The organism is Bacteroides faecis (genome assembly GCF_020091505.1).
Classification (GTDB): domain Bacteria; phylum Bacteroidota; class Bacteroidia; order Bacteroidales; family Bacteroidaceae; genus Bacteroides; species Bacteroides faecis.
Window position 1 is genome coordinate 5,361,615 of the sequence record NZ_CP081916.1, and the last position, 18,615, is coordinate 5,380,229.

Sequence of the window (18,615 nt, forward strand, 5' to 3'; positions counted from 1 at the left end):
ATTTACCTATATGAAGGACCTCACAATTACCGCTATAATTAAAGTATATCAATACGATGAACTGAATGAGGCTGACCAGTCATTAATGAAAACAGCCATGGAAGCAACTGCCCGCAGCTACGCTCCCTATTCACATTTCTCAGTAGGCGCCGCCGCACTGCTGAACGACGGGACCATTGTGACAGGAACCAATCAGGAGAATGCAGCTTATCCGTCAGGGCTTTGCGCGGAACGTACTACCCTGTTTTATGCTAACTCGCAGTATCCCGACCAACCGATCAAGACCCTCGCTATTGCAGCAAGAACCGAAAAGGATTTTATAGAAAAACCTATTCCTCCTTGCGGCGCCTGCCGCCAGGTTATTCTGGAGACGGAGAAACGCTACGGACAACCGATCCGCATTCTGCTATATGGCAAAGAATGTATCTACGAAGTAAAAAGCATCGGCGACTTACTGCCACTATCATTTGACGCATCAGCTATGGAGGAATAAATATGTTACAACAGTATCACACCAAACTAAAAGGAACACTCGCACTCACAGATTCATATCTGACAGAGAAGGCTTTGCAAAAAGAAAAAGGACTCTATAAGTTTATATGGGTCCGGCAAGGAAGCATCACTGTAGAAATTGACCATCAGGAAATGGTGCTTTCAAAAGACGATGTAATCTCACTGACTCATCTGCAACATCTTGAATTTAAATCAATAGAAGGTGAATATATGACTTTGCTATTCAACAGTAACTTCTATTGTATCTATGGAAATGACCACGAAGTATCATGCAGTGGCTTCCTGTTCAACGGTTCGTCCCATCTTGTCAGGTTCACTCTGAATGAAAAAGAACGCCGGCAACTGGATCAGATTACCGAAGCCATGGAAAACGAGTTTACCGTTTCCGACAGCCTGCAGGAAGAAATGCTACGTATCCTGCTGAAGCGCTTCATTATCCAATGCACACGAATCGCCCGTCAGCGACTGGATATCACGCGGGAAAAGGAATCCGGCTTTGAGATTGTCCGCCAGTATTACAATCTGGTAGACGAGCATTACCGGACCAAGAAGCAGGTACAAGACTATGCCGACATGCTTCACAAGTCTCCCAAAACACTTTCGAACATTTTCTCAACCTGTAAGTTACCTTCTCCGCTAAGGGTCATTCACGAACGCGTAGAAGCAGAAGCCAAACGCCTGCTGCTTTACAGCAGCAAAAGCGCTAAAGAGATTGCCGACATTCTGGGCTTTGAAGATCAGGCTTCCTTCAGCCGTTTTTTCAAAAACATGACAGGTCAGAGTGCCGTACAATTCAGAAATACGGAAGAAGGGAAGAATTGATAAGCGAAGCGGAAGTATTGCCATTTCGGGGGGATGCAGAAAGCACGATCTTTGCGGTATTAAGTTAAACCATTAAAAAGACCGCAAAATGAAAGAGAAATTGATTGCTTTACTCACCTTCACCTCCAGCCTGAAGAATTTCGGAATTAAGTTTATCCGTGTAGCTATCCTGGTCGTATTCGTATGGATCGGCGGATTGAAATACTTCCATTATGAAGCCGACGGAATTGTTCCGTTTGTCGCCAACAGTCCATTCATGAGTTTTTTCTATGCGAAAGATACTCCTGAATATAAAGAACACAAAAATCCGGAAGGAGCTTTCGTACCGGAAAACCGTGCATGGCATGAAGCCAACAACACGTATACTTTCTCTTATGGATTGGGAGCACTCATTATGAGTATCGGCATATTGGTATTCCTGGGGATTTTCTTCCCGAAAGTAGCGTTGATAGGTGATACGCTTGCTATCATTATGACATTAGGTACCCTATCCTTTCTTGTTACCACGCCCGAAGTCTGGGTCCCCAACCTGGGCGGTGAAGAGTTTGGCTTCCCGTTACTGTCCGGTGCCGGAAGATTGGTTATCAAAGATATTGTTATTCTTGCAGGAGCCGTAGTGCTTCTTTCAGACTCGTCACAACGCGTACTCAAAACACTAAAAAAAGACTGATTCCACTGATGCAGAATGCCCTGACTTCCCGGAACTAACGCAAACAATATACTTTTTTATCTGTTATACTACTGAATATATCGTTAATGAAAGGAAGTTATGAAACAATATGATGCAATAATTATAGGGTTCGGCAAGGCAGGCAAAACGCTTGCTGCCGAACTTTCCAACAGAGGATGGCAGGTTGCCATCGTCGAGCGGTCCAATGAAATGTACGGAGGGTCTTGCCCTAATGTGGCTTGTATACCTACCAAGAGTTTGATTCACGAATCAGAGATATCAACTCTGCTTTATCATGACAATTTTGACAAGCAGAGCAACATGTATACACAGGCTATTGCCAGAAAGAACAAACTGACCTCTTTTTTAAGAGAAAATAACTACGAAAGATTAAGTAAACGTCCTAATGTAACTATTTACACGGGAATGGGATCTTTTGTTTCGCCCAATACTGTGAAAGTGGTTCTCTCTGAAGAAGAAATCGAATTGCAGGGAAAGGAGATTTTTATCAATACCGGCTCCACACCCATCATTCCGAATATAGAAGGTATTCAGCAAAGTAGAAATGTGTACACCAGTACTACTCTCCTGGATCTGGATATCCTGCCTAAACACCTGATTATCATAGGTGGCGGTTATATTGGCCTGGAATTTGCGTCCATGTATGCCGGATTCGGAAGCAAAGTCACTATCCTCGAAGCAGGAAACAGATTTATGCCCCGCAATGACTCGGATATTGCCAAAAGTATCCGGGAGGTAATGGAAAAGAAAGGCATTGAGATCCGCTTGAATGTGCGTACACAGTCTATTCATGATACGCATGACGGGGTGACTCTGACTTATTCGGATACTTCCGATGGTACCCCTTACTTTGTAGATGGAGATGCTATTCTGGTAGCAACAGGTCGTAAGCCGATGATTGAAGGACTGAACCTGCAAGCAGCCGGAATAGAAGTTGATGCCCATGGCGCTATTGTTGTCAATGACCAGTTACGTACCAATACGCCCCATATATGGGCAATGGGGGATGTAAAAGGAGGCGCACAATTCACGTATGTCTCACTGGATGATTATCGTATTATCCGGGACCAACTTTTCGGAGATAAAAAGCGGGATATCAACGACCGGAATCCGTTGCCCTATGCCGTATTCATCGACCCGCCGCTGGCACATATCGGAATTACGGAAGAAGAAGCACTAAAAAGGGGGTATTCTTTTAAAGTTTCCCGATTACCGGCAACTTCCGTTGTCCGTTCACGTACTTTGCAACAAACTGATGGCATGTTGAAAGCTATCATCAACAGCCATAGCGGGAAAATAATGGGTTGTACCCTATTCTGTACGGATGCTCCGGAACTGATTAATATCGTCACGATGGCTATGAAGACCGGGCAACACTATACATTCCTGCGCGACTTCATCTTTACGCATCCCAGCATGAGTGAGGGATTGAACCAATTATTCGACGTATAAAATTGAATAGAGCCTCTAAACCACATAAACGGAGGCTCTAAAATATCTTTTTAACTGAAATAGAGCGATATTTATAAGAAAGTATTATCTTTGCGACCAAGTTAAACTATATACTTACCACAATGAGAATTTCTAAGTAAGACAACACTTCTAGTAAACATCACTTTTCATCTATGCTTTTTCATAACCGTTAAGCATCACGAAATTCGTGTTGTTTAGCCAGTATTGTGTTTGTCGTTCCCTTACCCCGTGATTATCTTCACCCAGTTTTCAACCTCAAACCCAATAGACCATCATGCCTATTAGTATTCAACAAATCAGCTATATCCATCCGGATAAAGAAGTATTATTCAGTGACCTTAACTTTGCCATCAGCAAAGGACAAAAATTAGGATTAGTCGGTAATAACGGCTGTGGCAAATCCACATTGCTACAAATCATTGCCGGACAACGATCACCATCTTCCGGTGTCATTGTCCGTCCGGACGACCTGTATTATATTCCACAGCATTTCGGACAATATGATTCGCTGACCATTGCACAAGCTTTGCAGACAGACCATAAACAAGAAGCTTTGCACGCTATCCTCGCAGGGGATGCCTCAACCGAAAATTTCACAATTCTGAACGATGACTGGAACATAGAAGAACGTTCCATGGCCGCTCTTGATTCCTGGGGATTAGGACAGTTCACGTTATCCTATCCAATGAATCTGCTTAGCGGAGGAGAAAAGACACGTGTATTTCTGGCAGGTATGGACATTCATAATCCATCCGTTATCCTTATGGACGAACCAACCAATCATCTCGACTCATCGGGCCGGCAACGTTTATATGATTGGGTACAAAAATGGCGTTCTACACTGCTGATAGTAAGCCACGACCGTACAATCCTCAACCTCCTTCCGGAAATCTGTGAGTTAGAGAAACATCAGCTTACGTATTATGGTGGCAATTATGAGTTCTACAAGGAACAGAAAAACATCATGCAGCAAGCCTTGTTAGAACGAATCGAAGAAAAGGACAAAGCGCTCCGACTCGCCCGCAAAGTAGCCCGCGAAACAGCTGAACGCAGAGAGAAACAGAATGTACGTGGCGAGAAAGCGAACATGAAAAAAGGTGTTCCACGCATCGTATTAAATTCATTGCAGAGCAAATCGGAAAAGAGTACTGCAAAACTCAACAACGCCCATCAGGAAAAAGCCGGGAAACTGACAGATGAACGAAATCAACTCAAAAGTTCGCTTCCTTCAACAGCAGTATTAAAAACCGATTTCAACAGTTCCTCTCTCCATTCGGGAAAAATACTTGTTACGGCAGAAAAGATTAATTTCAGCTATCATCAGATGGATAATAAAGAGAGCCAAAATACTTCAGGCACCGACAACCCGGAACAATTTCTCTGGAAGACCCCTCTCAGCTTCCTGATAAAAAGCGGAGACCGTCTCTGTGTAAAAGGGCTGAACGGCAGTGGAAAAACAACTCTGCTGAAATTAATCACAGGACAACTCCAGACTCAGACAGGGACACTGACAAGAGCAGATTTCACTTACGTCTACCTAAATCAGGAGTATTCTATCATTGATGACCGGAGCAGTGTTTTAGAGCAAGCTTACGCTTTCAATAGTCGTAACCTGCCGGAACATGAAATAAAGATCATCCTAAACCGTTTTTTATTTCCCGCTGCCGAATGGGACAAATCCTGCCGGAAACTCAGTGGGGGAGAAAAAATGCGACTGGCTTTCTGCTGCCTGATGATCAGCAATAATACACCCGATATGTTTATACTGGACGAACCGACCAACAATCTGGATATACAAAGCATTGAAATTATTACTGCTACCATCAAAAACTACACGGGCACTGTCATAGCCATCTCACATGACGACTACTTTATCAAAGAGATTGACATTGACCAGCCTATTTTATTGCATTAATAAAACAGTTTTCATAACTTCGCAGTTCGAAGAATACAGAAAGAAAAAAATGAGTCAAACAGCACAATCCTGGTGGTTCGTCTTCTACAAAGACGAACTACTGCTTGAAAAGAAAGAGAACGGCACATTTGCCCTCCCTTATGGAGAGATACCTCCCGTCTTTATGATAGAAAAGACTACCGTACATGATGTAACGACTTTAGAAGGAAGTAATTGCAAAGCCTTCTCCCTGGCCCGTCCTATTGAAGAATCGGCCAAGTATGTATTAGTCGGGCTTAGGGCTTCTTATGAATGCCTGCCCGTAGCCCATTACCAGGCAGCAGGGAAAGCACACGAAATATTACATTGGGATAGAAACAGCCGGTTCTGTTCTGCCTGTGGCACACCGATGGAGCAAAAGGAATCCATCATGAAAAAGTGCCCTAACTGCGGTCGGGAGGTTTATCCGGCTATCTCTACCGCTATTCTTGTATTAGTGAGAAAAGGTGATTCTATCCTACTGGTTCATGCCCGCAATTTTAAAGGCAGATTCAACAGCCTCGTTGCCGGGTTTCTGGAAACAGGAGAAACACTGGAAGAATGTGTAGCCCGCGAAGTAAAAGAAGAAACGGGACTGGATGTGAAGAACATCACTTATTTCGGCAATCAGCCCTGGCCTTATCCCAGCGGATTAATGGTCGGTTTTATTGCAGATTATGCCGGAGGTGAAATCACATTACAGGATGAGGAACTCAGTTCCGGTGATTTCTATACCCGGGATCATTTACCGGAACTACCCCGTAAACTGAGTCTGGCACGGAAAATGATCGACTGGTGGCTGGACTGTTCCAATAAATAGCCAAAATGGATGATAAGTATCCCTATTATCTTTTGCATTACCATTGCACTTAGTTTATTCTCTTATTACTATTTTGAGAAGCCCGCTAACAAATGGGTAAAACGAATATTCACTAAAAAAAACAATCATAAATCAACCCCATGGAATTATCAACAAAAACATCACGAATTGAGGTAGTAGACGCCCTCAGAGGCTTTGCCGTCATGGCTATCCTCCTGGTACATAACCTGGAACATTTTATTTTTCCTGTTTATCCGGAAAGTTCCCCTGAATGGCTGACTATTCTGGACAATGGCGTACTCAATGTAATATTCTCTTTGTTTGCCGGAAAATCTTATGCGATATTCGCTCTGCTTTTCGGATTTACCTTTTATATCCAATCACATAATCAGCTGCTAAAAGGAAAAGATTTCGGTTATCGTTTCCTATGGAGAATGATATTACTTGTAGGTTTTGCCACTCTCAACGCCGCTTTCTTTCCGGCAGGGGATGTACTGCTCTTGTTTGCAGTAGTGAGCCTTATATTATTTATTGTACGCAAATGGAGCGATAAAGCAATTCTGATTACTTCTATCATATTCCTGCTACAGCCTATTGAATGGTATCACTATGTGATGAGCCTTTTCAATCCGGACTATACCCTACCTGACCTGAATGTCGGAGCAATGTACGATGAAGTAGCAGCCTATACTAAAGGCGGGAATTTCTGGGAATTCCTGACAGGCAACGTCACACTGGGACAAAAAGCCAGTTTGTTCTGGGCTATTGGCGCCGGACGTTTTTTACAGACAGCAGGACTTTTCCTTTTTGGTCTGTATATCGGACGAAAACAGCTATTCGTCACTACCGAATCTCATCTGAAATTCTGGATAAAGGCACTTATCATAGCAGCCATCTGTTTTGCCCCACTTTATTCTCTGAAAGAACAAATCATGCAAAGTGACAGCAGTCTGATCAAACAGACAGTAGGTACGGCTTTGGATATGTGGCAGAAGTTTGCATTCACCATCGTACTGGTTTCTTCCTTTATTCTGCTTTATCAAAAAGAAAGATTCAAGAAAGCCGTGTCCAACCTCCGATTCTACGGTAAGATGAGTCTAACAAACTATATCAGCCAATCTATACTGGGAGCTATCATCTATTTCCCGTTCGGCTTCTATCTGGCTCCTTATTGTGGATATACCCTCAGTCTGATCATCGGTATTGTCCTTCTTCTGTTACAGGTACAATTCTGCAAATGGTGGCTGGCCAGACACAAACAAGGTCCGCTGGAAACAATCTGGCACAAATGGACTTGGCTGGGAACTAAAAAGTAAAATACAGAAATGAAAGAATGCAGACTACGAAGTACACGCATACGACTATATCAACTATACACGTTCATTGAAAGTACCACACAATTGTGCAACTCAGTAGTCTGCATATAAAAAACGGTGCGTGACAGATTGCGCTTGTGCCTGCAATTCGCCTCCCTCGTTTCTCCCGTTATTTCAATATTTTGAATTTGCCGATAACAGGAAGTTCTTTCGCTTTCCCATTTGCCGCATTAATGATGCCGATAACGGCAAGCACAGCAAAGACAATGCTGACAAGACCGAGAAGGCTGACAACAAAATAAAGCCTCCACGAAATAGCTAAAACGACAGCACTCAAGATACTATACGCAACTCCGTATAAGACAGCGGCAATACACAGCACCAATCCTTGGTTGGAATGGAAGCGAGCAAACTTAGACTCCTTAGCTGCAAAAATCGGTATCAGTACCAGTATACCGAAATAAGCCAGCACCGCCATCACTTTGTTTTGCTCGATGTCCGCCTGATTGTACCCGCCGGCAGGTTGCTGTGATTGAGCAGATTGAGTCGCATTTACTTCTACAGGTGCTCCGCAAGCCGGACAGAATTTGATTCCTTCTTCAATTTTTTGACCACATTTTCCACAGAATGCCATAATTTGTTTCCTCCTATTAATTAGTTATTTTTTAGATTAGAAAGTGTATACCATCATTGTGAGATCGATATGTCTTTTGTTCCGGCTATTCGCCAAGACCGGTTGCCAGATTTTTCAGTGAATCCAGTTCACTACCGAAAAACAGGATAACGACCAAGACGATTATTCCCGAAAGTACCGTCCCGATTATCATCCAGATAAGCATGGCACGCGCCATATTCCGTTTACTTACTTTATGACAACCTCCGCATGCCCAGATAATAAGACATATCATATTGATGAGCGGGAGCATCAGCAACAAAAAAATGCCAATATAACCGCCTGTCGTGATAGGCTCTTCCGTGTAGACAGCCGCAGGTTGTTGAACAGGAGGCTGTTGGGCCTGAACCATATATATCGGTGGCTGTTGGACAGACTGCGGTTGCGACACTGGTTGCAGTTGCGGTGCAAGTTGCTCAGTTCCTTCCGCCGCCAATGCTGCTCCGCATGAAACACAAAACTTAATATCGTCGGGCACCTTATTTCCACAATTGGTACAAATAGCCATAATTTATTTCTCCTTAACAATTAAATAAATATTGTTGTTGTCTTATATTCTATCGCTTCCCCTATCGTCATTTACTGTTCGTTTCGATTTTATTTTTCTTCATCACTCGCCGATTGGAGTTCTTCAAGAGTTTTCTTCACCTCGTCGCCGGTCGATTTAACTTCTTCAAGGACCTTCTTCACATCGTCACCGGTCGTCGTTTCCACTCCTTCAAGCGCTTTCTTCACATCCTCGCCGGTTACTCCGCTTTCTTTCAGTTCTTTTCCCAATTCGTCGCCAACCACCTTAAACCCGGCACTTACCAATACGGCAGCCCATTTCGTCACTTTACCTACGATTTTAAGTTTATCAAGCGCACCCACTTCATCGTTTTCCAATGCGTCGTTCAGTACTTTCAGAGGTTCTTCCATCTCTTTGTCTAGAACTTCAAAGTCCTTTTTTGTCATCTTGTCTTTGTTCTTCTCGACCTTTTCGATAGATTTATCAATTTTTTCCATTGCTTTGTCTACCGGAGACTTCGCGCAAGCCACAATTAACAGAATGCTTGTCATACATGCCAGAACTACAAAAAAATTTCTCATATCCATCAGTTTTTAAAGTATTAATATATCATAGAATCCCTTATTCATAGCCGTTTGTTTATATTCGTTGACGTTCCATTATCTCCCCATACGCATCGAAGAAGATTCGTCCTTCTCCCATCGCACCGAAGCACTTCACGTCGGTATACCACAAAGCAGAGTATCACCTTTCTCCACCTCGGGCAAGCGGACAAGTTTCACTTGCGCCTGTTTTTTCTTATTTTGTCTCCACACACGGTGCTATCTCGTCGTCCGCCTCTCTCCCTGTGGCGAAGACATCGGAAGAAAGAACATCTTCTGAGAGAAAAAAGGGAAAGAGGGGACGAGAGAAACAGCGTGTTTATCGCATCAGAACTTGTAGGCCACTCCTGCCGAAATAAGCAGGCGACTCCAATCACCACCAACCTTGTACTTCAGCTCGGCATTGATAACAAACTTTTCGGAAAGATTGAAGTCCGCACCGGCACCGATGTTAAATCCGAACTCCGAATTGGATGCGCTGCCTCCACCATAGTTTCCGTATTCACCCAGATCCATCTCAGGAACGCTTACTTTGATTCCCCAAATACCTGCTCCTGCCACAGGATACAATGTGATGGCATCGGCAACCGGGAATAGGTAGTGTACGTTTACACCCGCATTCCACATATTGATATTATCTTTTTTCAGGAAGTAAGTGAACGATGGTTCAAGACGCAATCGGTTAATCACGTTCCACTGGAATTTCGCCCCGATACCGATGTTGGACAACCCGTCACCCGATCCGTATACCACTTGAGCACCCACTGCCGTTTCACCTTTCTCCTGAGCACTTGCTACTGTAATGCAGAGCACGGCTACCATCAATAATAAAATTCTTCTCATAATTACTTAAATTTAAAAATGTTTCCTACTCTATAAGCTTTTCGGTTTCGCTATGTGTTCCTCCTTTAAAGGTCGATGTGCAAAGTCTCCCGTTCCATCAACCCATACCTCCCATGGCCTGCATCGCCCTTTTGATGTCGTCTTTGTTCAGATCGATATAATAGTCCAGTTTGTTGCAAGTCAGCGTTTTTCCTGAAAGTTTAAACAAGACTTTATCTTCAGCGTCCAAATTTTCGTATACCATCTGTGCTATTTGCTCAGTCGGGCACGTCACGGAACAAGAAGCACCGGTACATGAATTGCCGTTGAACTTGAACGTATACACATAAGCGACCGTGTACTTCGTTCCCGGAACCGTGTAGCTGTATTTAAACGTAGCCGTGTTCCCATCTTCACTCCATCCTGTTTTTACGTTTTCTACCCCACCCGGTTCCTCTTTCTCTTCATCATCGTCACTGCATGCGGGGAATGCCAAAGCAAACATCAGGCAGAGTCCTGCCATTTTCAACCAAAGACCAAATGTTTTCATAATTATCACTATTTAATTTTTTTCCCTACTCTATAAGCTTTTCGGGTTTCGCTTGTGTTTTTCCTTCTAACAAACCTTTGATATCCTATACTGTCGGATCGGGTGCTTCTTCTTCACCTCCACTTTCGCCCCCGCCTTCGCTACCTCCTCCGGAAGAAGAGCCATCGGAACCCTTTCCTCCCCATTCTTCCCAAAAGATTTTATCACTAACAAGAGAGCGGGTGACAGTACGGTTTCCGTTTGTACGGGTAGACTCGGGGATAAAACGGATACGGACACCCGTAATTTGCGCCGCTGTCACCTTTTCGGGAGAGTCTACCCCCTGTCCGTTGGCTGCGGCGGTATAGTAAAACGTTCCCAGTCCTTCGAGTTTGACGGTACGCCCCTGCGCCATGTAATCGCTCAATACATCCGCCAGATCTTTCAGCACAGCGTACGTGTCGGCACGGCTGACGGTAGAAATCTTAGAAAGGCGGTCCGCCACTTCGTCCGTGGTGACAGGTTTGCCCACGGTAACAACTTGCGGATACCACTTGCCGTTAATCTTCTTTTGTTGTTTCTTAAAGAATGCCATATCATTTTGTTTTTTGTCATTAATGCATTTCTTGACTATGTTGCTCCCTGATGAGTCCGAAACTGAACAAAGTTCAACCTAGGGGTGAACCTAGTTGAAGCCAAGGGTGTACCGGGTTGAGCCCAGGGGTAAACTTTTCCTGCTCTGGAGCGCTTGTGGAACGACCGTCGTTTCATGCACCTTTGATAGTTAATAATTTGTCAATAAATCATTGATCGTATCGTTTTTGTCGGGCAAGATACTTACCTCAGTATCTACGCCCACCAACTTGGAGAAAACATACAGGTCTTTGTTCGAAAGACGTATGCACCCCATTGTAATTCGTCCGGGTATCAATTCAGGCTTGGATGTTCCGTGTATCCCGATGCCCGTGAAGCCGGGTGTTTTCAGCCGGAAGAACCGGGGACCATATACCTCGCCCGGACTCTCTGTCTTTGCCATATCTTTCTGCCAGACCGAGGGGTCTTCCACAGATGCTATGACAAACCGTCCTTCTGGGGTTCGGCAGTCCCATTCGCGCTGTTTGTGACCATAGTTTCGCCCGCATGCGATACGAAAAACAGCAAGCGTATCGCCTGTCGGACGAAGAACGATCATTCGCATATCCCGTTTGGATATCACCACTTGGTTAAGTTTCACTGCCCGTCCAGTGCTGTCCGTACTCACGTCCTGCGCCGATACTGTCGCCATCGGTACCCCAATTCCGCCAAGGAGCATCCACAGGAGCAATATGCATACAATCTGGTTATTGTCATAGAAGAACACAATCATATTGTTTTTTTATTTTATGGTTACTGCTTCCTCTCATATGGGTGCACAAAAAAAGCGTGCAAACCTTTAATGATTGGTCTACACGCTTTAAAATTCTATTGATGTCCGCTCGGCTTACTCTATAATACTGCCGCAATCTTTCGGATATTGGCAAGCCTTTCGAGAAAGGATTTATCTGACTTGGCTACTTGAATGTTATAATCGACTTGCAATTTAATCAACGGCTCGGCATCAATACCGAGTGCGGCCTCAAACAGCAGAGCGTATTCTGCAGAAACAGCACGTTTGCCGTTCAGTATCTCATTGAGTAACGTGGGAGAAATTCCCATCTGCGCAGCGAGTTTTCTTTGCGATATGCCGCGGTATTCGATTTCATCTTTCAAAATCTCACCCGGATGTATCGGTTCGGATGGAGTCAGATTGTTGGCAATCATCTTCGGGTCAACACCTTCTATTTTAATCATAACGCTATTGTTTATAATGGTTCGACAAATCTATTATGTTGCATACGATAATAATCGGTTCTTCCATCGTTTCCCTCACGGTGAACTCAACCCGGTATTTATCATTCACCCTGATGGATGAAATACCATTTTTATCGCCTTTCAGCACTTCGTAGTTCAACGAATTATATTTTGCCAGCGATTCGATGTCCGGCACTTTTTTCATTAACTGAATACATTTTTGATAGCGTCTTACGATGTCGGGCTGATAACGGTGCTTCTTGTCACCCGTCTTCCCTTTCTCGTAAAGGTCCTGCAAGTATGTCTCTTCAAATGTAATGAACATATTATTCTCGTATTATGTTGCAAAGATAATCTCTTTTGCCGATATTCACAAATAAGTGAACACGTTTTAAGGGGCTTTCCTTCATTTTAAAGCGTGTAAACCAATACGTCAAAGAGCTCTTTTTCTATACAATATATATAGTCGTACAAAATTATATTTTCACGAACTCTACCCGACGGTTCTTTGCCCGTCCTTCGTCTGTCGCATTATCTGCGATGGGATTTGCCTGACCCTTGCCTGCTGAAGCGAGGCGATCGGCAGCGATGCCCATTTCTACCAGTTTATCTACAATCGCTTTACTTCGGGCTTCGCTCAACGTCTGATTGTTGGCTGCGTTGCCTGTACTATCAGTATGTCCTTCTACGGAGAATTTCAGATCAGGATTTTCGGTCATTAACTTGACGATACGGTTAATTTCCCCCATTGATTCAGGTTTGATTACTGATTTACCTACATCGAAGGTGATGCCATAGGTGATGAATTTGCCGTCGGACATCATGCGGTCATAGAGGGGGACAGCGCCTTTGGCGATGCGGACGTTCTTAATAAAGCGATTCTCTTTTTCCCCCTGATAAGCATAAATATTAAAACTTGTAGGGGCATCACAACGAGGAATATTCACCACCCGAGTTTCATTCAGATATACTTTCATCGCACGTTTATTGAAAGAAATAGATACACGATTGAAATCTCTGTACTTGAAAATATACTGCATCTCTCCTGTGCTTCTTTCTCCGCCTGAATACCATTCCCAATTTACGCTGGTAGTTTTATCCCCAAGTTCGAAGGACCACGGATTATACCAATAAATTTGGAATACATTCTTTCCATTCGCCCCTATTAAATCAATATTATAACGGCTATTGCCGCCTGCGTAGTTGCCGGTTTGTGCATTATTCCCATCACCTTTACGACCGGTAGGCACATAAACTTCAAATTCGATGGTAAATACATCAGGCAAGTAGTTCTTCTCTTTCATGAGAGGCATGATCTTTGTTGCTTCGGTCATATAGATAGCATTCTTTCCGTCTATCTGTGCAACCTCAGCATAACCACTCTTCAAATCCCACTGTGAAGGAAACTCTCCCAACTTCTCACCAGCAAGTTGATCGTCAAACATCACCTCATCGCCTGCGACAAAGTCGAATTTGTTCCAATTCATCGTTGAAGATTTCTTTGCTTGTTTTCCACCTTCTTCTGCATTCTCGTTCGTATCTTCCGTCTCACCGCCTGTGGTATTATCACTTCCCGTATTCCCTTTTCCCGTCACGGCATCTTCCGCCTTACCGAATGCCTTATCCACGGTCTTGTCCGCAGCTTCGTTCACTTTGTCCTCGACTTTCTTCTTAGACCTCTCTTCCACCCGCTTCGCAGTCTTTTTGGCTACCTTTTCCAGCCAACCCTGCGAATAAACTTCCGTTGTTCCTGCAAGTAGCAATACGGTAAAAACAAATAGTAGTCTTTTCATCTTTCCTTTATTTTTTAGATTAACAATACATTTTTTATCCATTCCGTCTCTTTATCCTTTCCGCATCTCTCTCCCGCTTCTTTTCAAACATGCTCATATACTTGCGGGGAGTCATCTTTTCGTATCCATTGAAACGAGTAAAAAAGACGGAACGTGAACGAAAGCCACACTGTACTCCTACTTCTTCAATCATCAACCGACTGTTTGTTACAGCCATCTCCCGCAACATCTTTTTTGCCTCTTCTATCCGCATCCGGTTGATCAAATCATAGAAATTGCGCCCCATATACCCATTGATTGATTTAGATATAATCTTGGTCGAAATACCTGTATCTCTCGATAACTCCCACAGCGAATATCCCGGTTCCCGATAGCGCTTTTCTGTTTCCAAATAAGCGACAATCCGTTGACAGTATTCCGCCATTTGCCTTGTAGAAAGCGTAAATTGCGCCGTATCATCCAAAGACCGGATCTCTTTCTGTATATCCTTATTTGCCATTATTCTTCCATCTTTATTTCCGTTCATTTCATCCCTATTTACCTTAACGCGTCCGAATACGCCAATACAACTCTGCCCAGAATCTCTTAAAAGACCGGAACATGCCTCTCATACCTTTTTCCTTTCTGCGATCAGCTTCCATTCGCGCAGCCGCTTTCTCCATACGCGCTATGCGCTCGTCGCGAGCAATCGGTTCATCGCGTGAAATACATTCGTCAATGATTTCTATTACCTCTTCATACGAAAGCAATGGTCTCGTGTCTTTATCTTCATCCATGTTCTATACAATTTAATGAATCATTGATTTCTATGCTCACAAAATTAAGCTTATCGCACATTACCCGTTTGTACTATTTGCGCATTTATTTTATATAATTCACCCACTTTTAACTATCAGAATTTGACTTATATGCGCATCATCCGAATGTAAAGCACTGATTATAAACAGATTTCAGCCACAAATCGGACAAATAAAAACTATTTACAATATTATATCAAGTAAAACCGGTCGGAAGGTATAAAACCGGGGCATAGGATCTAAAATGAACGGAAAGATTACAGAATTTTCTTACGATATTGCGAAGGTGTCATCTGAAAAGTCTGCTTAAACATCCGTGAGAAATAGGAGATTTCAGGAAAGCCACATTTCATTGCAATATCACCCACCGGAGTATTGGTAGAAGCAAGCAGGCGCTTCGCTTTATCCATCCGCATCTGGAGGATATAACCGGAACTGCTGAAACCGGTAATCGCTTTCACCTTGCGATTCAATTGCGACAGGCTCATACACATTTTGTTCGCCAAGAGGTCCGAATTCAGATTATGATGTCCCATCAAAGAGTAAATCAAGTCATTCAGACGAGTTAAAAACTCTTGGTCAGCTACCGACAGCTCGACAGCCTGATCGGTACCTTCATGCAAAGCATGAGAATATTTCTCGCGCAGCAGACGCCGTTGCTCCAACAGTTTGACTATGCGAACTTTCAATTCGTCGGCATTGAAAGGTTTTTGCAGGAAAGCATCAGCACCCGTATCCAATCCACGCACCCGATCTTCTTCCTCACTCTTCGCCGTTATGATGATAATAGGTATATGGTTCAATATATCCGAATGGCGAATCTCACGGCAAAGCTCATAACCGTCCATCTCAGGCATCATCAAATCCGTAAGAATCAAATCGGGCATATACTCTTTTGCTTTCTCCAATCCTTCATTACCATTGCGGGCATACAGTAAATGATAGTCTTTCTTCAATAATTGATCAATATAATAAGACACGTCTTCATTGTCTTCTACTATTAATATAGAAGAGTGCATGGAGTCATTTATTTCTCTGTTTTCACCGGCTCTCTCTACATCATAATCCTCAGCAAGCATCACTCCTCCACCGTTGACCGATAAGGGCTGGAAAAAGTCAGACTTTTCGTCAGGCAAGTATTTCTCCCACAAAGAATTTCCATGCTGCAATGGCAAAGTGATCATAAATTTGGTTCCTTCTCCCAATCGACTCTCCACTTTTATATGACCATACATACACTCCGTCATTTGCTTTACCAATGATAATCCGATGCCTGACCCGGTATCGGAACCACCATTATTCTCTCCCTGATAAAAGGTATCAAATATGTGAGGCAGATCTCCCGCATCTATACCTACTCCCGTATCTACGACGTAAATCATCAGTTTATCTTTATTTCGTGACATCAACAGTGATACTCGTCCTTCCTTAGGAGTAAATTTAAGAGCATTTGACAATAAATTACGAATAATCTTGCAAAGGTATTCGGGTACAAAGTCCATCATGATGCTCATCTCTTCCGGAATAAAACGAAGGTCTACCCGTTTTTGCTGCGCATATACCTGGTAGTTCTCTATGAGCATTCGAATATAGGCAACTACATCCCCTGTGCGCCACTCCGGCTCTCCGACCTCCGATCTGACTTTTGAGACTTCCAGCAACTGATTGACCAGATCCAACAGACTCTGTCCTTGCCGGCTGATCGTTTCAATACTCTTTTGCAGTTCTTCCCTGTTCATACCACCCTTCTGTAATTGTTCCAACAGTCCCAATATCACCGTCAGCGGTGTACGAAACTCATGTGTTACATTCGTAAAAAAGTTACTTCTCACCTTCTCCATCTGTTTCATGGCACGGTTATGACGAGACTTCATTCGCGATACATACCACAAAAGTCCTGCCGCCGCTCCTACAAGTAACAGCGCAAACAGGCTGACTAACAGATATATATTTTTAGTGCGTTGTTGCATCTCATAGGTGCCACGCAATAAAGTCATCTCGCGCAGACTCCTTTCCCTTTCATAATTGACCCTCAGGTTCTGAATATGATTCACATTATCCACATTCTTTACGCTATCGGCATAAGCGCGACTTCGTATATAAGAGTCGAGTGCTTGCCTACAATCACCTGCCTTTTCATAACAAAGATACCTCAAGCGATACACCTCGCTGAGATGTTCCCAAGCATGAATGGCATCAGCAGTTCGTTGAGCCTTATCCAAGTAAACTTTTGCAACGCGAATATTCCCTTTCGAGATATTAACACGAACCAATGAAAGACACGCTTCGAGCCAGTGCCAGTCATCTCCTGTTTTTTCCATCAGATCATAAGCATTCCGATACTCCCGAAGAGCATCGTTCCATTTCCCTTCTAGCGCAAACAATCTTCCAAAGTGATTATGACATAACGAAATACCCAAATCGGAATGGGCTTTACGATTATGTTCCATAGAAAGTTGATAATACACCAATGCCGAATCAATCATTCCCCGTGTCTCGAATACCGATCCTAAATTTGCATAATTCATAGCTTGACCTAAATCGCTGTGCAATTCCTGTTCCCCGGCAAGTGTCACACGAAAAATACTGTCGGCAGCATCCAAATTATCCAATGTCAGGTAAACATTACCAATGCCGCTCAAAGACATCACACGATTCTTCTTGGCTATGAAAGTAGTCTTATTAGAAGATCGTTCACAAAGCATCAATGCCTGATAATGGTAAGAAGACGCCTCGTCCATGATACCCAGCCGGCGGAAATTAGTGCCTAAATTATTCAAAGCCTGAATTATTTCAACTGTATCTTGCAGCTGCATAGCATACATCAATCCTTTGCGATGATAATCAATCGCCTTATCAAAATGGGCAGTCTCCCTGTAACGCTTCCCCAGTTCTTTACATGTGAGAATCATTCCCGATTTGTTTTTTATATATTGATAATGCTCAAGCCATATAATCAAGGAGTCCATGGATGGAGAAGTTTTTATAAGACTATCGATAGTCTCCCGTTGTATAACGGATCTTCTTTCCGAAGTTACCTGATGACAGGCAAGCATCCAAAAACTACCTATGAGTATAAGTAGCAGGAAGAAGACATTTCTATAGGTAATAATAAAGTTATCCATCACTATTGTCATGTATGTGTATAAAAAAGAAAGCGTGGGACTATCAGCTGATTTTAAGAGATAGGCTCTGGTAAACCCATGCAGTAAAATAAGCAACAGCCCACGCCTTTGACTATATACTTATTGCATATAACAATGACGTGAAGAGTACAGCTTATTCTCCTGCGAAAAATTTACCAGATTTTATCTCTGAGAACAAAGCTAAACACTTTCCATGTGTTTAAAATGTCTGCTATATAAACGATAGCGTTGCAAATATAGCAAGTTTTTCAGACTTACAATGTGTGTTTGCACTCTTTTTAGGGCTGTTGCTCCTTTTTTGTCAACCAAAACAAATAGAACTTCTATAACGAATTCTTTTCGCAGCA

The 18,615-nt window shown here is 43.2% G+C and carries 20 protein-coding genes; 7 read left to right on the forward strand and 13 right to left on the reverse strand.

What is annotated here, in order from left to right:
• Nucleotides 1–10: 10 nt before the first annotated feature.
• The 7 genes from cdd (at nt 11) to K6V30_RS21235 (ending at nt 7,568) form a co-directional block, all read left to right on the forward strand.
• Entirely contained in the window at nt 11–493 is a 483-nt protein-coding gene (gene cdd, locus K6V30_RS21205) for a cytidine deaminase (RefSeq protein ID WP_010538783.1), read from the forward strand.
• Between the two features lie 2 nt (nt 494–495).
• Complete coding sequence (locus tag K6V30_RS21210; RefSeq protein WP_010538784.1) at nt 496–1,335, forward strand: AraC family transcriptional regulator; 840 nt, start codon at nt 496–498, stop codon at nt 1,333–1,335.
• Nucleotides 1,336–1,423: 88 nt separating this feature from the next.
• Nucleotides 1,424–2,005: a DUF417 family protein gene (locus K6V30_RS21215; protein WP_010538785.1), complete on the forward strand. Its 582-nt coding sequence runs from the start codon at nt 1,424–1,426 to the stop codon at nt 2,003–2,005.
• 99 nt (nt 2,006–2,104) lie between these two features.
• Nucleotides 2,105–3,478 carry an FAD-dependent oxidoreductase gene (locus tag K6V30_RS21220; RefSeq protein WP_055270816.1) on the forward strand — a complete coding sequence of 458 codons (1,374 nt, stop codon included), beginning with the start codon at nt 2,105–2,107 and terminating at the stop codon, nt 3,476–3,478.
• A 295-nt stretch (nt 3,479–3,773) separates the two neighbouring features.
• Complete coding sequence (locus tag K6V30_RS21225; RefSeq protein WP_010538787.1) at nt 3,774–5,414, forward strand: ABC-F family ATP-binding cassette domain-containing protein; 1,641 nt, start codon at nt 3,774–3,776, stop codon at nt 5,412–5,414.
• A complete protein-coding gene (gene nudC / locus K6V30_RS21230) occupies nt 5,359–6,252 on the forward strand; it encodes an NAD(+) diphosphatase (protein WP_255324031.1) in 894 nt (297 codons plus the stop codon). Before K6V30_RS21225 ends, nudC begins: the two co-directional genes overlap by 56 nt.
• A 140-nt stretch (nt 6,253–6,392) precedes the next feature.
• Nucleotides 6,393–7,568 (forward strand): DUF418 domain-containing protein, encoded by a 1,176-nt coding sequence (locus K6V30_RS21235; protein WP_055270818.1) that lies wholly within the window; start codon nt 6,393–6,395, stop codon nt 7,566–7,568.
• 169 nt (nt 7,569–7,737) lie between these two features.
• Here K6V30_RS21235 and K6V30_RS21240 read toward each other — a convergent pair whose 3' ends face one another.
• The 13 genes from K6V30_RS21240 to K6V30_RS21300 all read right to left on the reverse strand — a co-directional run bounded on the left by K6V30_RS21240 (nt 7,738) and on the right by K6V30_RS21300 (nt 18,034).
• Nucleotides 7,738–8,202 (reverse strand): DUF4870 domain-containing protein, encoded by a 465-nt coding sequence (locus K6V30_RS21240; protein WP_010538791.1) that lies wholly within the window; start codon nt 8,200–8,202, stop codon nt 7,738–7,740.
• An 85-nt stretch (nt 8,203–8,287) separates the two neighbouring features.
• Complete coding sequence (locus K6V30_RS21245) at nt 8,288–8,749, reverse strand: zinc-ribbon domain-containing protein (RefSeq protein ID WP_055270820.1); 462 nt, start codon at nt 8,747–8,749, stop codon at nt 8,288–8,290.
• Nucleotides 8,750–8,838: 89 nt separating this feature from the next.
• Nucleotides 8,839–9,330: a hypothetical protein gene (locus K6V30_RS21250; RefSeq protein ID WP_181950780.1), complete on the reverse strand. Its 492-nt coding sequence runs from the start codon at nt 9,328–9,330 to the stop codon at nt 8,839–8,841.
• A gap of 348 nt (nt 9,331–9,678) precedes the next feature.
• Nucleotides 9,679–10,194 (reverse strand): porin family protein, encoded by a 516-nt coding sequence (locus K6V30_RS21255; RefSeq protein WP_022301937.1) that lies wholly within the window; start codon nt 10,192–10,194, stop codon nt 9,679–9,681.
• 97 nt (nt 10,195–10,291) lie between these two features.
• The gene (locus tag K6V30_RS21260) at nt 10,292–10,723 is read right to left on the reverse strand and encodes a hypothetical protein (RefSeq protein WP_010538795.1); all 432 of its coding nucleotides are present in this window, start codon (nt 10,721–10,723) and stop codon (nt 10,292–10,294) included.
• An 85-nt stretch (nt 10,724–10,808) separates the two neighbouring features.
• Nucleotides 10,809–11,297, reverse strand: coding sequence for an HU family DNA-binding protein (locus K6V30_RS21265; RefSeq protein ID WP_010538796.1), 489 nt, complete (start codon nt 11,295–11,297; stop codon nt 10,809–10,811).
• Between the two features lie 189 nt (nt 11,298–11,486).
• Nucleotides 11,487–12,068, reverse strand: coding sequence for a L,D-transpeptidase (locus K6V30_RS21270; RefSeq protein ID WP_022301936.1), 582 nt, complete (start codon nt 12,066–12,068; stop codon nt 11,487–11,489).
• Between the two features lie 119 nt (nt 12,069–12,187).
• Nucleotides 12,188–12,532, reverse strand: a complete 345-nt coding sequence (locus K6V30_RS21275) for a HigA family addiction module antitoxin (RefSeq protein ID WP_010538798.1) — start codon at nt 12,530–12,532, stop codon at nt 12,188–12,190.
• A gap of 4 nt (nt 12,533–12,536) precedes the next feature.
• Nucleotides 12,537–12,857, reverse strand: a complete 321-nt coding sequence (locus K6V30_RS21280) for a type II toxin-antitoxin system RelE/ParE family toxin (protein WP_010538799.1) — start codon at nt 12,855–12,857, stop codon at nt 12,537–12,539.
• 151 nt (nt 12,858–13,008) lie between these two features.
• On the reverse strand, nt 13,009–14,325 hold the full coding sequence (locus tag K6V30_RS21285) for an OmpA family protein (protein WP_055270868.1): 1,317 nt from the start codon (nt 14,323–14,325) through the stop codon (nt 13,009–13,011).
• 34 nt (nt 14,326–14,359) lie between these two features.
• The gene (locus tag K6V30_RS21290) at nt 14,360–14,851 is read right to left on the reverse strand and encodes a helix-turn-helix domain-containing protein (RefSeq protein ID WP_224207200.1); all 492 of its coding nucleotides are present in this window, start codon (nt 14,849–14,851) and stop codon (nt 14,360–14,362) included.
• A 16-nt stretch (nt 14,852–14,867) separates the two neighbouring features.
• Nucleotides 14,868–15,101 carry a hypothetical protein gene (locus K6V30_RS21295; RefSeq protein WP_010538802.1) on the reverse strand — a complete coding sequence of 78 codons (234 nt, stop codon included), beginning with the start codon at nt 15,099–15,101 and terminating at the stop codon, nt 14,868–14,870.
• 278 nt (nt 15,102–15,379) lie between these two features.
• Complete coding sequence (locus K6V30_RS21300; RefSeq protein ID WP_032837167.1) at nt 15,380–18,034, reverse strand: hybrid sensor histidine kinase/response regulator transcription factor; 2,655 nt, start codon at nt 18,032–18,034, stop codon at nt 15,380–15,382.
• Nucleotides 18,035–18,615 lie beyond the last annotated feature (581 nt).

Coding starts and splice junctions, on each gene's coding strand:
- cdd (WP_010538783.1), top strand. CDS start 11: ATGAAGGACCTCACAATTACCGCTATAATTAAAGTATATCAATACGAT.
- K6V30_RS21210 (WP_010538784.1), top strand. CDS start 496: ATGTTACAACAGTATCACACCAAACTAAAAGGAACACTCGCACTCACA.
- K6V30_RS21215 (WP_010538785.1), top strand. CDS start 1,424: ATGAAAGAGAAATTGATTGCTTTACTCACCTTCACCTCCAGCCTGAAG.
- K6V30_RS21220 (WP_055270816.1), top strand. CDS start 2,105: ATGAAACAATATGATGCAATAATTATAGGGTTCGGCAAGGCAGGCAAA.
- K6V30_RS21225 (WP_010538787.1), top strand. CDS start 3,774: ATGCCTATTAGTATTCAACAAATCAGCTATATCCATCCGGATAAAGAA.
- nudC (WP_255324031.1), top strand. CDS start 5,359: ATGACGACTACTTTATCAAAGAGATTGACATTGACCAGCCTATTTTAT.
- K6V30_RS21235 (WP_055270818.1), top strand. CDS start 6,393: ATGGAATTATCAACAAAAACATCACGAATTGAGGTAGTAGACGCCCTC.
- K6V30_RS21240 (WP_010538791.1), bottom strand. CDS start 8,202: ATGGCATTCTGTGGAAAATGTGGTCAAAAAATTGAAGAAGGAATCAAA.
- K6V30_RS21245 (WP_055270820.1), bottom strand. CDS start 8,749: ATGGCTATTTGTACCAATTGTGGAAATAAGGTGCCCGACGATATTAAG.
- K6V30_RS21250 (WP_181950780.1), bottom strand. CDS start 9,330: ATGAGAAATTTTTTTGTAGTTCTGGCATGTATGACAAGCATTCTGTTA.
- K6V30_RS21255 (WP_022301937.1), bottom strand. CDS start 10,194: ATGAGAAGAATTTTATTATTGATGGTAGCCGTGCTCTGCATTACAGTA.
- K6V30_RS21260 (WP_010538795.1), bottom strand. CDS start 10,723: ATGAAAACATTTGGTCTTTGGTTGAAAATGGCAGGACTCTGCCTGATG.
- K6V30_RS21265 (WP_010538796.1), bottom strand. CDS start 11,297: ATGGCATTCTTTAAGAAACAACAAAAGAAGATTAACGGCAAGTGGTAT.
- K6V30_RS21270 (WP_022301936.1), bottom strand. CDS start 12,068: ATGATTGTGTTCTTCTATGACAATAACCAGATTGTATGCATATTGCTC.
- K6V30_RS21275 (WP_010538798.1), bottom strand. CDS start 12,532: ATGATTAAAATAGAAGGTGTTGACCCGAAGATGATTGCCAACAATCTG.
- K6V30_RS21280 (WP_010538799.1), bottom strand. CDS start 12,857: ATGTTCATTACATTTGAAGAGACATACTTGCAGGACCTTTACGAGAAA.
- K6V30_RS21285 (WP_055270868.1), bottom strand. CDS start 14,325: ATGAAAAGACTACTATTTGTTTTTACCGTATTGCTACTTGCAGGAACA.
- K6V30_RS21290 (WP_224207200.1), bottom strand. CDS start 14,851: ATGAACGGAAATAAAGATGGAAGAATAATGGCAAATAAGGATATACAG.
- K6V30_RS21295 (WP_010538802.1), bottom strand. CDS start 15,101: ATGGATGAAGATAAAGACACGAGACCATTGCTTTCGTATGAAGAGGTA.
- K6V30_RS21300 (WP_032837167.1), bottom strand. CDS start 18,034: ATGATTCTCACATGTAAAGAACTGGGGAAGCGTTACAGGGAGACTGCC.